The organism is Methanocaldococcus infernus ME (assembly GCF_000092305.1).
GTDB classification, from domain to species: domain Archaea; phylum AGJL01; class Methanococci; order Methanococcales; family Methanocaldococcaceae; genus Methanocaldococcus; species Methanocaldococcus infernus.
Genome location: NC_014122.1, coordinates 229,868 through 243,469, shown reverse-complemented (window position 1 = coordinate 243,469; position 13,602 = coordinate 229,868). Strand labels below are relative to the sequence as shown.

Sequence of the window (13,602 nt, the reverse complement as noted above, 5' to 3'; positions counted from 1 at the left end):
TTTATGAAAAGCCATGATAATAACTTTTGTTATTAACTTATCTTTAGAACCATATCAATAACTCTATATAAAATAAGAACTAATATAATTTATAATCATTTATAATTAAGTGGTTGTTATGGAGCTAACTGTTATTCAGAAGGAAATTTTAAGTGAGCTTATTAACTTATATAGAGAAAAGAATAGACCAATTAAAGGGACTGAAATAGCCTTAAGGCTAAAGAGAAATCCAGGAACTATAAGAAATCAAATGCAAGCTCTGAGAGCTTTAGACTTGGTTGATGGTGTCCCAGGACCTAAGGGTGGCTATATACCAACAAGTAAGGCATATAGAGCATTGGGAATTGAGGATGAAGGGGATATAATAGTTCCAATATATAAGAATAATGTAAAAATTGATGGAGTGAAGGTTATTAAGATAGAGTTTGACACAGTTTCCCATGAGAAAAGCTGTTCCTCTAAAATCTATATTGAAGGAGACACTAAAAAGTTCAATGTTGGAGACATTATTAAGGTTGGGCCCACCTATCACAATAAAATAGTGATCACTGGAGAAGTGATAGGAAGAGATGACATTCATAAAATATTGCTGATGAATGTGTATAGTGTCTGCAGTATCCCAAATCTTAAAGTTTCAGATATAGGAAATCCTTTAAAGTATTACTTAACCCCCAATATGAGCTTAAAAGAAGCTGCTGAATACTTTGCTGAGAAAAACATAAGTGGAGCTCCTGTTATGGAGAATAATAATTTAGTTGGCATCTTAACAGTTAGAGATATTATAAAGAATATCAATAAAATAGATAAAAAAGTTAAGGAGGTTATGAAAAAAGACATTATAACTGTTGATAAAGATGTGAAAATTTATGATGCTCTAAAGATTATGAATAAGTACAATGTTGGAAGGTTAATAATAGTTGATAATAATAAAGTGTTTGGAATCATAACAAGGACAGACATCTTAAAAACTATCACTGGAGAGCTTTATCAGAATCTCTAAGCAACTTATAAAGGATAGCCATCCTTACAGGAATTCCATAATAGCTCTGCTTAAAGTATTTGGCATTTGGTAGATTATCAACTTCATAATCTATCTCATCTACCCTTGGCAGAGGATGCATAATAATAAAGTTTTTCCCTTCAACAAACTCCTTAGTTATCTTATAGCTTCCCTTAACCTTCTCATACTCCTCTGGAGTAAATCTTTCTTTTTGTAGCCTTGTAACATATAGAACATCTATTTCTTCATCAATAAACTCCTTAGTTTCCTTAAATCTTAACCCTCTTCTTCTTAAATATTCTTTTATCTCCTCAGGAATCTTTAAGTTTTCAGGAGAAATAAAGAAGAATTCAATATTATTAAATAGTGAGAGAGCATAAACTAATGAATGAACAGTCCTTCCATATTTCAGATCTCCAATAAAGGCTATCCTTATATTGTCTATCTTCCCAAGTTCCCTCTTTATTGTATATAGATCTAATAATGTCTGTGTTGGATGCTGGTTAGCTCCATCACCAGCATTTATTATAGGGACTGAAGAATACTTAGCTGCAAGTCTTGCAGCCCCTTCTCTTGGATGTCTTAAGACTATAATGTCTGAGTAGCCACTGATTACTCTAACAGTGTCTATTAAACTCTCTCCCTTAGCCACTGATGAAGCTTTAGCATCCATGGTTATAACTTCTCCTCCCAACCTCTTCATAGCTGTTTCAAAACTAAGCCTTGTCCTTGTAGATGGCTCATAAAAAATAGTTGCCAATATCTTCCCCTCAAGAAGTTTCAAAGGCTTTTTATTGTTTAATAAGTTCTCCATCCTATTAGCTTCCTCTAAAATTTCTTCAATCTCTTCCCTCTCTATATCTCTCATTGATATTAAATGCTTCACAATCTCACCTTAAAAGGGGTGTAAGCTTGGAACTTATTCAAATAGTTGGCTTAATAATAATTTTATTTGCTTTAACAAGGGTTATTAAGCAAATTAAAAAGAAATCTATGGAGCTTGAGGAAGGAATATTTTGGTTATTTGTTTGGTTGCTGGCATTACTTATAGTTATCTTCCCAAATTTTATGAGCTATTTAGCAACAGTCTTAGGAGTTGGGAGAGGGGTTGATGTTATAATATATTTATCAATTATTTTATTGTTCTACTTAGTTTATAGGATATATGCAAGGTTAGAAAAATTGGAGAGGGAGATAACTAAAATTGTTAGAGAGATTGCTATAAGGGATAGATATGAGCCAAAGAAAAGAGATTAATGAGTTGCTAATAGAGATTCTTCCCTATGTCTCTCATATTGAAGAGATAAAAGAGTTATTTAATAGAGTAAATAGCTTAGAAGAGCTAAAGGAAATTGTAAATAAGAGATTAAAAGAAGAAAAAGACATAACTAAAATAACTGACTATAAAATAATTTTGAATAAGATCTCTGAGATAATGGGATAATTATGAAATTCTCAGGAGTGGGATTTTTTTTAAAAAGAGGAAAAGAAATTACATTATTTGATAGATGGGAAAAGTTAGATATTTTTATTGATGATAGTAAAATAGTTTTTGAGTTTCAAAATAAAGAGTTAGAGGCTGAATTTAATGATATAATAGATATTGACTCTAAAGTTCCAAAGAAGGTTAGGTATTTAATAAAGACTACATTAGAAGGTGCTTATAACATCTCTTCAATAGTTATCCCATTTGAAGAAGACCTTGCTATGATAGCCTTTGGTGTTGAAAGCTCTATCTATGGAGAATTTCCAGTCAAATCAGTTTTAAAAGAAATTCTCTATAAATTTATTTTGGATAAGGAGTTGGAAGTTCTGTATAATATAAAAAAGAGTGATGAATGGAAAAAGGGAAAACTAAAGTTAGTTAAGAAGAAAATTAAGGTTAATTTTATAACAAAAATTGAAGAAAAAATTTTATTTGAAACAAGAGATAAAGAATACTATGACATATTCTCAAAAATAAAAGATGTAAATCTTGAAAATGGCTATTTGAGAATAACTCAGTCAGTTGTGGGAAAGAAGGTAACTTCATATCTCTCCCTTGATGATGAACTAAAATATTTCTTGTTAAAATATTTAAAGAGTGTGCTAAATGTAAATGTTGGGCTTCTTAAGGAGTTTAAAACTACTTGTCACTTTGAGAGCTTCTTAGAAGAGCCTTAGGAAGACATAGGCTAATAAAGGAATTCCAAAGATTGCCCAAATCAGAGGGTTCCATCTAATAACCTTCTCTCCATCAAATGGAGGGATTGGTAAGAGGTTAAAGCCAGCTAAGAAGAGGTTTACATGAAAGCCAAAGAAGCCTATAATATTTAGTAAATAATTTCCATGAGTTAAGGTTAGGAGAAAGAATAGAATAGCTAATAAAATATTTGCTAAAGGTCCAGCAAGTGCTATTTTTCCACTCTCTTCCACAGTTAAGTAATCCTTATAAATATAGACAGCTCCAGGGGCTATAAATGTGGCTCCAAGTATCATTTTCAATATTAAACCAATAATTAAACCTTCATACCAAGCTCTAAACTCACTAATAGCTCCAAACTTTCTGGCAACTTCTCTATGCATAAGCTCATGAAATATAAAGCCCAAACCAACAGTTAGGAGAGCTATTAAAATATTTGTTAAACTTATATGAGGGTAGACAAAGATGATAGCTATCATAATAACTGAAATTATCAAATCTTTTAATTCCCTCTCTGAGAACATCTCTTTACCTCCTTACAATTCTAAATATTAAAACTGGAATTTCCAAAGCTCTCTTTTTGTGAAACCTATAGATGGCTGGAATTCTAAAATTTGCTTTATAGATGTTGGTTACTTCCCCTCCTAAGCTCTCAACAAACTTAACAACAAAGTCTTTAGTTGGGTAGTTGTGAATACTATATATCACATCCCCTAACTCAAGAGCCTTCTCTAAGAAAATTCTATCAGAACCCTTCTTCTGAGCTCCAAAGGGAGGGTTTTGTATAACTACAACTTCTTCATCAAACATCTCCCTTTTTATATTTCTAACATCATTACATATAAACTCTACATCAACCCCAAGGGCTTTAGCATTTTCTTTAGCTACCTCTATACTCTCTCTATCTATATCTATTCCCACAGCTCTCTTAGCCCCTAAGAGCTTAGCCCCTATAGCTAACCTTCCAGTACCACAGCCAAGGTCTAAGACAGTCTTACCTATAAAATCTTTCTGAGCTAAGAAGAGGAGTTCAGAGGCTAAGCTTCCACTGATTGTATACTGTTCAAGCTCAACCTTAGGGTTTGGGTGAGGTTTTAAAGAGTCTAAGAGCATCTCAAGCTTCTTCTTTTTCATCTTCTCCACACTCTACAAAAAGAGCAGATCTTAGATGCTGATGTCATACCACAGATCTCACACTCTCTAAACTTGAAATCTTTTTCTACTTCAAATAACTCCCTATTTTTCAAATAACCATAGAGAAAGTGATACTTTATCCCTGGCTTCTCTTCCTCAAGTTTATTTAAATATTCCCTATGCCTTATAGTTATAGCTTTTTTTGCATACTTACACTTTACTGTTGTGTAAGGAATATTTAGGGCATCAGCATAAGCCTTTATATACTTCTCCTCAATCTCGTAGAAAATCTTAACCTTCTTTAAAAACTTGTCATGTGCTGGAAGCACTGGAAGATGTTTAGCAAGATATCTTATATTCCAGCCTAAGAGATTGTTTAACATGAAAGAGAGTTCATCATCCATATTATGGCCAGTCACTATAGTGTCAAAGCCATGCTCATAACCAAACTTGTTCATTAAGTATCTTTTAGTTATTCCACAGATTGAACACTTCTTTCCCTTAACATCTTCTATAGTTTTTCCAGTTATCTCTTTAAGGTTAACAATATGTAACTTAGCATTTATAAAGTTGGAGAGCTCTTTAACCTTCTCTAATGATATCTCTGAGAAGTTAGAGATTCCAAGGTTTATATGGAAAAGCTCTATATCATAGCCAAGTTTTTTTAATATATATGCTGCTGCATGACTATCCTTTCCTCCAGAGATTGGGACTAAGATTTTCTCATCTTTACTTAGCATTTTAAACTTCTCTATACTCCTCTTAACTCTATTCTCAAAGTATTCTATAAAATGCTCTTTACATAAGTATTTAACCTTTGGATATGTAACTTTTATATAACTCTCCTTACCACAGAAGCACTTCAACATCTCACCCTTTTTATTGGTGTTAGTTATGTTAAACTGGATTGAGAAGTATAGGCCAAGGTCATTAAAAGATGTTGTTGGGCATGAGAAGGTTAAAGAGAGATTAAAGAGATGGATAGAGAGCTTTATTAAGGGAAAAAAGGAGAAGCCCATTCTTCTCTATGGTCCTCCAGGGGTGGGAAAGACTACTTTAGCCTATGCATTGGCTAATGACTATGGCTTTGATGTAATAGAGTTGAATGCAAGTGATAGAAGGAGTAGAGAAGAGATTAGAAGAATTATAGGGCAGTCAGCAGTTTCTAAGTCTATCTTAGGGAATAGGTTTATTATTGTCTTGGATGAGGTTGATGGAATCTCTGGAAAGGAAGATGCTGGAGGAGTTGGAGAGTTAATAAAGATAGCTAAGGAGAGTAAGAACCCTATAATTATGACAGCCAATGATGCCTATAGCCCAAATTTAAAAAATTTGTTACCTCATGTTGAACTTATAGAGTTAAAGCCCTTAAAGGTTAATGAGATTTATAAGATATTAAAAGCTATTGCTGAAAAGGAAGGGTTGGATGTAGATGATAAAGTATTAAAAGTTATAGCAAGCCACTCAGCTGGAGATTTGAGAAGTGCTATTAATGATCTCCAAGCCTTAGCCCTCTCAGGAGATCTAACTATTGAGGCTGTTGAATCCCTTCCAGAGAGGAATAGGGAGAAAAATATCTTTGATGCCTTAAGAATAATTTTGAAGACTACAAATTATAAAGTGGCCACAACTGCCTTAATAGATGTTGATGAAACCCCTGATGTAATAATAGAGTGGTTAGCTGAAAATATTCCTTATGAGTATGAGAAGCTTGAGGAGATTGAAAGAGCTTATGACTACTTATCAAAAGCTGATCTTTTCCTTGGAAGAGCTGTTAGAAGGCAAAACTATAGCTTTTGGAAGTATGCCACTAACCTAATGACTGCTGGAGTGGCCTTATCTAAAGAAGAGAAGTATAGAAAATGGACACCCTATAAATATCCTAAGATCTTTAGATTACTCTCTTCAACAAAAGAGCAAAGAGAGTTTTTAAAGAAAATTTTAAAAAAGATTGGGGAAAAATCTCATGGCTCAACCAAGAGGGTTAGATTTGACCTTGAAAGCTTAAAGATGATAGCTGAACATAACCCAGAGATGGCTGCTGATCTCTGTCTATACTATGAGTTGACTGAAGAGGAGATAAAGAAGTTGTTTAAGAATGCCAATGAGATTATTAAAATAATGAGAGAATTGAGGAAAAAGAGAGTTAAAGAACAGACTTCCAAGGTTAAGAAGAAGGAGCATTTAGAGGAAAAAGAGGTTAAAGAGGAAAAAATAGAAACTAAGAAGGAGAAGAAAGAGGAAGAGAAGAAAGAAGAGCCTAAAGATGAGAAAAAAGAGAAAGAAGCTTCAAAAGAAGATAAGAAAGAGAAGAAAAAGCAGTTAACATTAGATGCTTTCTTTTGAATAAAGTGGCTTGATGATTTTTATCTTAGTTTTATTTATTCTTATTGGTTTTTAGGTTGTGTCTTGTTTGAAGTTCTTGTTTTTAGGTTTTTGTTGTTTTTAGGTGGGATTTTTTGATTTTTATTTGGTTTTTAATTAGCTTCGGAGGGTAGCTTAATGTTATTAATTTGAATATTCGGTTTTTGTGAATTATTGGGCTTTTTTAGTTTTTTGGGTTATTTATTTTTAGAATTTTATTTTCCCTTTGGAAATTTTGTTTTTGGTTTTGAGGTTTGGTTTTATTTTAGTATTAAGGAAAGTAAAGGTTTTTATCAAACTTCAGATCTTTTTAAATAAATGGGAGAACCTAACCTTCAGCCTGTTGGTTAGGATAAAGCTTATATACTATAAGAGCGAATGTTATAAATAAGCAAAATTTTGCCTTGTAAAATAACGCCCCTAAGGGGATGGAAACATATGCAATTAAGTTAGCATCACAAAAAAGATTAAAGTAAAATAACGCCCCTAAGGGGATGGAAACGCAGTGATTGAAATTTCAAATATAACTGAAAATTCGTAAAATAACGCCCCTAAGGGGATGGAAACGAACCAAGCTGAGCCTTTAATGCTTCAGAAGTCTCCAGGTAAAATAACGCCCCTAAGGGGATGGAAACTTATTTTAGGCAGTTCATCATATAATGTCTTAAGTAAAATAACGCCCCTAAGGGGATGGAAACATAAACCCATCAGGTAGTTTTATTCTGAATATCACATCGTAAAATAACGCCCCTAAGGGGATGGAAACATTCTATTATTGCTCTATTTCTGAATTCGTTCAAAGTAAAATAACGCCCCTAAGGGGATGGAAACTCTTTTCTTTCCGTAGATGATAACACTTTTAAATTCTGTAAAATAACGCCCCTAAGGGGATGGAAACCACATAATCGCATATAAATCCATTTTCTTTAACCCTAATAAAGTAAAATAACGCCCCTTAGGGGATGGAAACGAGAAGTGTTTCGTCAATAGTAGTAATTTAGGCAAGTAAAATAACGCCCCTTAGGGGATAAACACTCTAATCACTATTTTACCCAACTATATTTATATATTTAAATATATAAAATCAAATTTTCAAAAATAAGATATAAATAAACCTAATAGCCATTATATAAAGTTATATAAACAAGAACCGGACACCATAATATAATATAGATTACGAATTTCGTGAAAATATGAGAATCTGTATAGTGACTTGGGAATATCCACCTAACATAGTAGGGGGTTTATCCATACACTGTAAGGGGTTAGCTGAGGCTTTAGCTAAGATTGGGGAAGAGGTTGATGTTATCACTGTGGGTGATAGGGATGAAGTTATAAATGGAGTTAACATATATAGAGTTTCTCCTCCTTACCATAGCCACTTTCTAACAAGAATTTTACTGATGGCTGAAGAGCTTGAGAAAAAGGTAGGAATTGTTGATAAGGACTATGATGTTATTCACTGTCATGACTGGATGACACACTTTGTAGGGGCTAACTTAAAGCATAATAGGAAGATAGCTTATGTTCAATCTATTCACAGCACTGAGATGGGAAGATGTGGAGGAATAAATTCTGAAGACTCTTCCCTCATCCATCATTTAGAATGGCTTTCAACCTATGAATCTTGTCAAGTTATCACTGTAAGTAGGGCTTTAAAAGAAGAAGTTTGTTCTATCTTCTCAACTCCATGGGATAAGGTTAATGTTATATACAATGGAATAAACCCTGAGGAGTTTGATCTAAATTTAAGTTATGAGGAGAAGATAAACTTTAGAAGATCAATAGGAGTTCATGACAATGAGATCATGCTCTTATATGTTGGAAGGCTAACATATCAGAAAGGGGTTGAGTATTTAATAAGAGCTATGCCAATACTTTTAAGTAAGTATAATATAAGGTTAGTTATAGCTGGAAATGGAGATATGGCTAACTATTTAAAAGACCTCTGTAACTGGCTAAATGTTGGGCATAAGGTTAACTTCTTAGGATTTGTAAATGGGGAGAGGTTAAAATATTTGTATAACTCAGCTGATCTAACTGTAATCCCCTCCATCTATGAGCCTTTTGGAATTGTGGCCCTTGAAGCCATGGCATCTGGCTGCCCAGTGGTGGCAAGTTCTGTAGGTGGGTTGAGGGAGATAATACAGCATGAATATAATGGTATCTGGGTTTATCCAGGGAATCCAGAGTCTATAGCCTGGGGGGTTAGTAGAGTTTTAGATGATGAAGGCTTAAGAAACTATATAGTTAAGAATGCCAAGAAAGATGCTTATACTAAATACAGTTGGATAAATATAGCTAAGGAAACTGTTAAAGTCTATAAAAAGGCTATAGAGATGATGAGCTATGGAAAACCTTTGGGCTAAAATTGGAGAAACTGCTGGAAGAATATATAATATTTTACTTGAGGGAGAGAAAACTTTATCTCAGTTGGAAAAAATATTAAGAAAAGAAGGATATAGCCCAAGTGTTATAAAGATGGCTATAGGCTGGTTGGCAAGGGAGGATAAAGTAGATGTCTTAAAAGACAATAGGAAAATGGTTATCAAGCTTAAAAATCCTTAATTACTATTTTTTAAGGGCTGATCCATGATTAAAGAATTTAAAGAATATATTATTTATTCTAAGGAGATCCCTAAGAGAGAAGGAGTTTTTGGAGAATTCAACTTCAAAAATAAAGAAGTTAATGCTCTTCTTGAGAAGCTAAATTTTAAGTTGTATAAGCATCAGGTTGAGGCTTTAAAAGCTCTTTATGAAGGTAGAGATATTTTATTAACAACACCTACAGCCAGTGGAAAGAGTGAAGTCTTTAGGCTAAGTATCTTAGACAACTTTCTCAGTGAGAGGGAAGATAAATATCTATTAATTTTCCCAACAAGAGCATTAATTTATAACCAATATGAAAAATTTAAATATATTATTGAGAAATTTAAAGAGCTAATCAATGAAGGGTTAAAAATAGAGGTTTTGACTGGAGACACTTCATACAGTAAGAGGCTAAAAATCTTGGAGGAGAAACCAGAGATATTAATAGTTACTCCAGACATGCTACACTTCCAAATATTGAGATTTAGAGAAAGATATAGATGGCTCTTAGATAATCTAAGATACTTAGTTGTTGATGAGATTCATGAATACAATGGTGTCTTTGGGGCAAATGTTAGCTATGTCTTTAAAAGACTTCTCTCCCTAACTGAGCCTCAAATTATTGCTCTATCAGCAACATTAAAGGATCCTAAAAGCTTTACAAAAACTCTTTTTGAGAGAGACTTTGAAGTTATAAGTAAAGCCTACAATCCAAGCCCAAAGAAATATTTTTTAGTCTTTTATTCTGAAAATATAGATGAGAAAGACCTATTAGGGAAGATATTAAGCTATTTAATAAGTAAAAATATAAAAACTCTCACCTTCTTTGATTCAAGAAGGAAAACTGAGGAGATATTAAAATTTTTACTTAGTAGGGGCTTAAAAAAGATAATAACTTACAGAGGAACCTTTACCCATGAGGATAGGAGAGAGATAGAGAGGAAATTTAAAGAGGGAGAATATTTAGTTTTACTAACCACAAATGCTTTAGAGTTAGGAATAGATATAGGAGATGTTGATACAGTTATTAACTATGGAATTCCCTCAACTGGCATCTTCTCTTTAATCCAAAGATTTGGTAGAGCTGGGAGAAGAGATAGGGAAGCAATAAATGCTATCATACTAAGAAAGGATGGTTTGGACATTTATTATAAAGAGAATGTTGAAGAGCTCTCTGAGAAGGTTGTTAAGGGAATTATTGAAGACTTACCAATAACTAAGGAAAATAGGTTAATAGCCAAGAAACACATACTACTAATGATAAAAGAGCATGGATATATAAGTATTGATAAATTCAATGACTTTGAAAAGAGTATCTTGAAGGAGCTAAGTATAGAGGGAAAGGTCAAGCTTGTTAGAATAAAGGATAAGTTATATGTCACCACTTTAGAAGATGTGAAATATAACTCTCTTAGAAATATAAGAGATGACAGCTATTACTTAGTTAATGGCTTTGTAGATGAGAAAATAAAGGATTATGATGAGAAGGAGATTTTAAGTTACATAGATAAGTTAAAGGAAGAGAAAAAGTTGGTTGAAGTTCTGCCAATTGAAGAATTTTACTCTTCTCTACTCCCTGGGATGGTTTATTACTCAAGAGGAGAAGCTTATCTAATCCTTGATGTTGTGAGTAATAAGCATTATCACTTCCTTTCATCATTAAAGTTAAATATAAATGTTAAATGCTCTCCTCTCTCTGAGGAAGAGGTTTCCATATTAAAGGTTAATGATGAGAAAGAATTTAAGGGAATTAAGATCTGTAGAGGAAGGTTAAAGATAGTTAATACTATCTCAAAATTTATAGTTGATGGAGAGGTTGAAAAATATCTAAATTTAATAGAGAAATTAAAAAATTCTAACTACTTCAAAGATTTGGAGGTTGAATATTTAAAAAGGTTAGGAAAGGTAGTAGTTTCCTTCCCTAAGAGAGAGCATATCTTTGAAACTGAGGGAATTTATCTAATCTTCCCAAATTCAATAAAGCAAATTCCTAAGAGAGAGTTTGATATCTTTTTCAGTCAGTTGGATGATGACTATAAAGAGGTGGCTATAGAGCTTTACTCAGAGATTAATAGGAGATCTTTATATAATCTCTTCTTAGGGGCTACATCTCACTATATAAGGAATAGAATTAAAAAAGCTCTTTATAGTAAGAGATTAAAAGCCTCTGATGAGATAGTTTATAAAATTTTCAACATTATTGAAAGTAAGGATGGGGTTATTAGTGGGCTACATGCTATAGAGCATCTTTTTATAAAACTTTCTCCTATTTTTGCCTTTGTTAATAGTAAAGAACTTGGAGGAAGGAGTTATAGCTCTTATCCTAAGGCTCCTTATTTAGGAAAGAGCATTATCTTTATTTATGATGCCAATGAAGGAGGTTCTGGGCTTTCTGAACTTCTCTATAAGTATAGTGAAACCTTAATAAAGAAGGTTTATAAACACTTAAATATTTGCAATTGCTATTATGGATGTCCCAAATGTATCTTATCAACAAAGTGTGGTAACTTCAATGAATTTTTAAGCAAGTGGCAAGCTATTGAAATTTTAAAACAGCTACTGGAGGGAGAAGGATGAGATTGGCAATAATTGACTATGAGAGATGTCAGCCAAAAAAATGCTCCTTAGAGTGCTTAAAATACTGTCCTGGAGTTAGAATGGGAGAGAAAACAATAGAGATTAATGAAGACACTGGAAAGCCTGTTATTTCAGAGGTTTTATGCTCTGGCTGTGGGATCTGTGTTAAGAGATGTCCATTTAAAGCTATATCAATTATAGGCTTACCTGAAGAGCTTGATGAGAGTAAGATAGTCCATTCCTATGGACAGAATAGGTTTAAGCTCTTTGGCTTGGTTGTGCCAAGGGATGGGGTTGTTGGAATCATTGGGCAAAATGCTATTGGGAAGAGTACAATATTAAGGATCTTAGCAGGGGAATTAATCCCTAACTTAGGAAAACATGATGAAGAGCCAAGTTATGATAAGGTGATAGAAAAATTTAAAGGAACAGAGTTACAAAGTTATTTTGAAATGCTAAAAGAGAGGAAAGTAAAAGCTATTCATAAGGTTCAGTATGTTGACATCTTGCCAAAGGTTGTTAAGGGAAAGGTTAGAGATATTTTAAAGAGGGTAGATGAGAGAGGAAAGTTTGAGGAAGTTGTTAAAAAGCTTGAGCTTGAAAATATCTTAGATAGGGAGCTTGACAAACTCTCTGGTGGAGAGTTGCAGAGAGTTGCTATAGCTGCAGCTTATTTAAGAGAGGGAGACATTTACTTCTTTGATGAGCCAACCTCTTGGTTAGATATAAGGCAAAGGTTTAACATGGCTAAGCTTGTTAGGGAGTTAAAAAAGGTTGTTGTTGTTGAGCATGACTTAATAGTCCTTGACTACCTCTCTGATTATGTTCATATCATGTATGGGGTTCCTGGAGCTTATGGAATTGTTTCACTACCAAAGAGTGTTAGAGTGGGAATAAATGAATATCTCTATGGAGAGTTAAAGGATGAGAATATAAGATTTAGAAAAGAGCCTATTGTTTTTGAAAAGAGAGCTATTATAGATTACAAAAATAGGCCTATTTTATTAAGCTATTCTGATATGAAAAAGTCTCTTGGATCTTTTAAATTGGAAGTTAAAGGAGGAACAATCTACAAGGGAGAAGTTATAGGGATCTTAGGCCCTAATGGGATAGGAAAAACTACCTTTATCAAGCTCTTAGCTAAGGTTATAGAGCCAGATGAGGGAGAAGTATTTAGTGAAGATATCAAAGTTTCTTACAAGCCACAGTATATAACTCCAGACTATGATGGGACTGTTGAAGACCTTCTAAGCTCAATAACTAATATACACTCCTCCTATTATAAGTCAGAGATTATCAACCCTTTACAGCTTGAGAAACTATTGGATAGGGAAGTTAAAGAGCTTTCAGGTGGAGAGTTGCAGAGAGTAGCTATAGCTGCATGTTTAAGTAGAGATGCTGACATCTATTTATTGGATGAGCCATCAGCCTTCTTAGATGTTGAGCAAAGGTTAGCTGTCTCTAAGGTTATTAGAAGAATAGCTGATGAAAAAGAGGCTGGAATCTTTGTAGTTGATCATGACATCCTCTTCCAAGACTATATCTCAGATAGATTCATAGTATTCTCAGGAGAGCCAGGAATTTATGGGAAGGGAAGTGAGCCATTGAATAAGAGGGAAGGAGCTAATAGATTTTTAAAAGAGATGCAAATCACCTTTAGGAGAGATCCTGAAACAGGAAGGCCAAGGGCTAATAAAGAGGGAAGTCAAAAGGATAGAGAGCAGAAGGAGAAGGGAGAATATTACTATGAATAAAA

General features: G+C 33.5%; 13 protein-coding genes and 1 CRISPR repeat array. Of the genes, 9 read left to right on the top strand and 4 right to left on the bottom strand.

Annotated elements, in window-relative coordinates; translation table 11 throughout:
* The first annotated feature begins 118 nt into the window (after positions 1 to 118).
* The gene (locus METIN_RS01295) at positions 119 to 1,000 is read left to right on the top strand and encodes a CBS domain-containing protein (RefSeq protein ID WP_013099677.1); all 882 of its coding nucleotides are present in this window, start codon (positions 119 to 121) and stop codon (positions 998 to 1,000) included.
* Here the strand turns inward: METIN_RS01295 and pyrB are convergent.
* Positions 972 to 1,886, bottom strand: a complete 915-nt coding sequence (gene pyrB, locus METIN_RS01290) for an aspartate carbamoyltransferase (protein WP_013099676.1) — start codon at positions 1,884 to 1,886, stop codon at positions 972 to 974. The two genes, METIN_RS01295 and pyrB, sit on opposite strands and share 29 nt — an antisense overlap.
* A 26-nt stretch (positions 1,887 to 1,912) precedes the next feature.
* On the opposite strand from pyrB, the gene METIN_RS01285 reads away from it, so the two are divergent.
* The 3 genes from METIN_RS01285 to METIN_RS01275 are packed head-to-tail and all read left to right on the top strand — an operon-like array spanning position 1,913 to position 3,163.
* Positions 1,913 to 2,257 carry a DUF2304 domain-containing protein gene (locus METIN_RS01285; RefSeq protein ID WP_013099675.1) on the top strand — a complete coding sequence of 115 codons (345 nt, stop codon included), beginning with the start codon at positions 1,913 to 1,915 and terminating at the stop codon, positions 2,255 to 2,257.
* Positions 2,235 to 2,444 carry a hypothetical protein gene (locus tag METIN_RS01280; protein ID WP_013099674.1) on the top strand — a complete coding sequence of 70 codons (210 nt, stop codon included), beginning with the start codon at positions 2,235 to 2,237 and terminating at the stop codon, positions 2,442 to 2,444. Before METIN_RS01285 ends, METIN_RS01280 begins: the two co-directional genes overlap by 23 nt.
* Before the next feature lie 2 nt (positions 2,445 to 2,446).
* Complete coding sequence (locus METIN_RS01275; protein ID WP_013099673.1) at positions 2,447 to 3,163, top strand: CheF family chemotaxis protein; 717 nt, start codon at positions 2,447 to 2,449, stop codon at positions 3,161 to 3,163.
* Here the strand turns inward: METIN_RS01275 and METIN_RS01270 are convergent.
* From METIN_RS01270 to ttuA, 3 genes are read right to left on the bottom strand one after another with little or no spacing between them, the layout of a single operon-like run.
* Positions 3,149 to 3,706 (bottom strand): zinc protease, encoded by a 558-nt coding sequence (locus METIN_RS01270; RefSeq protein WP_013099672.1) that lies wholly within the window; start codon positions 3,704 to 3,706, stop codon positions 3,149 to 3,151. The genes METIN_RS01275 and METIN_RS01270 overlap by 15 nt on opposite strands.
* Before the next feature lie 4 nt (positions 3,707 to 3,710).
* Entirely contained in the window at positions 3,711 to 4,316 is a 606-nt protein-coding gene (locus METIN_RS01265) for an METTL5 family protein (protein WP_013099671.1), read from the bottom strand.
* Entirely contained in the window at positions 4,313 to 5,185 is an 873-nt protein-coding gene (ttuA, locus tag METIN_RS01260) for a tRNA-5-methyluridine(54) 2-sulfurtransferase (RefSeq protein ID WP_013099670.1), read from the bottom strand. The genes METIN_RS01265 and ttuA overlap by 4 nt, the downstream gene beginning before the upstream one ends.
* Before the next feature lie 25 nt (positions 5,186 to 5,210).
* Here ttuA and METIN_RS01255 point away from each other — a divergent pair, with 25 nt between their 5' ends.
* From METIN_RS01255 to METIN_RS01235, 5 genes are all read left to right on the top strand, one after another.
* On the top strand, positions 5,211 to 6,662 hold the full coding sequence (locus METIN_RS01255) for a replication factor C large subunit (RefSeq protein WP_013099669.1): 1,452 nt from the start codon (positions 5,211 to 5,213) through the stop codon (positions 6,660 to 6,662).
* Between the two features lie 424 nt (positions 6,663 to 7,086).
* Positions 7,087 to 7,715: a CRISPR direct-repeat array (repeat unit 30 nt; unit sequence GTAAAATAACGCCCCTAAGGGGATGGAAAC).
* A 158-nt stretch (positions 7,716 to 7,873) separates the two neighbouring features.
* Positions 7,874 to 9,049, top strand: coding sequence for a glycosyltransferase family 4 protein (locus tag METIN_RS01250; protein WP_013099668.1), 1,176 nt, complete (start codon positions 7,874 to 7,876; stop codon positions 9,047 to 9,049).
* A complete protein-coding gene (locus tag METIN_RS01245) occupies positions 9,030 to 9,248 on the top strand; it encodes a winged helix-turn-helix domain-containing protein (protein WP_013099667.1) in 219 nt (72 codons plus the stop codon). Before METIN_RS01250 ends, METIN_RS01245 begins: the two co-directional genes overlap by 20 nt.
* A 24-nt stretch (positions 9,249 to 9,272) precedes the next feature.
* On the top strand, positions 9,273 to 11,846 hold the full coding sequence (locus METIN_RS01240; protein ID WP_013099666.1) for a DEAD/DEAH box helicase: 2,574 nt from the start codon (positions 9,273 to 9,275) through the stop codon (positions 11,844 to 11,846).
* Entirely contained in the window at positions 11,843 to 13,600 is a 1,758-nt protein-coding gene (locus METIN_RS01235; RefSeq protein WP_013099665.1) for a ribosome biogenesis/translation initiation ATPase RLI, read from the top strand. Before METIN_RS01240 ends, METIN_RS01235 begins: the two co-directional genes overlap by 4 nt.
* Positions 13,601 to 13,602 lie beyond the last annotated feature (2 nt).

Bases quoted from the DNA above. Each gene is read 5' to 3' on its own strand.
- METIN_RS01265 (WP_013099671.1), bottom strand. From the start codon at position 4,316: ATGAAAAAGAAGAAGCTTGAGATGCTCTTAGACTCTTTAAAACCTCAC.
- METIN_RS01235 (WP_013099665.1), top strand. From the start codon at position 11,843: ATGAGATTGGCAATAATTGACTATGAGAGATGTCAGCCAAAAAAATGC.
- METIN_RS01245 (WP_013099667.1), top strand. From the start codon at position 9,030: ATGGAAAACCTTTGGGCTAAAATTGGAGAAACTGCTGGAAGAATATAT.
- METIN_RS01270 (WP_013099672.1), bottom strand. From the start codon at position 3,706: ATGTTCTCAGAGAGGGAATTAAAAGATTTGATAATTTCAGTTATTATG.
- METIN_RS01295 (WP_013099677.1), top strand. From the start codon at position 119: ATGGAGCTAACTGTTATTCAGAAGGAAATTTTAAGTGAGCTTATTAAC.
- METIN_RS01255 (WP_013099669.1), top strand. From the start codon at position 5,211: ATGTTAAACTGGATTGAGAAGTATAGGCCAAGGTCATTAAAAGATGTT.
- METIN_RS01280 (WP_013099674.1), top strand. From the start codon at position 2,235: ATGAGCCAAAGAAAAGAGATTAATGAGTTGCTAATAGAGATTCTTCCC.
- METIN_RS01240 (WP_013099666.1), top strand. From the start codon at position 9,273: ATGATTAAAGAATTTAAAGAATATATTATTTATTCTAAGGAGATCCCT.
- ttuA (WP_013099670.1), bottom strand. From the start codon at position 5,185: ATGTTGAAGTGCTTCTGTGGTAAGGAGAGTTATATAAAAGTTACATAT.
- METIN_RS01275 (WP_013099673.1), top strand. From the start codon at position 2,447: ATGAAATTCTCAGGAGTGGGATTTTTTTTAAAAAGAGGAAAAGAAATT.
- METIN_RS01250 (WP_013099668.1), top strand. From the start codon at position 7,874: ATGAGAATCTGTATAGTGACTTGGGAATATCCACCTAACATAGTAGGG.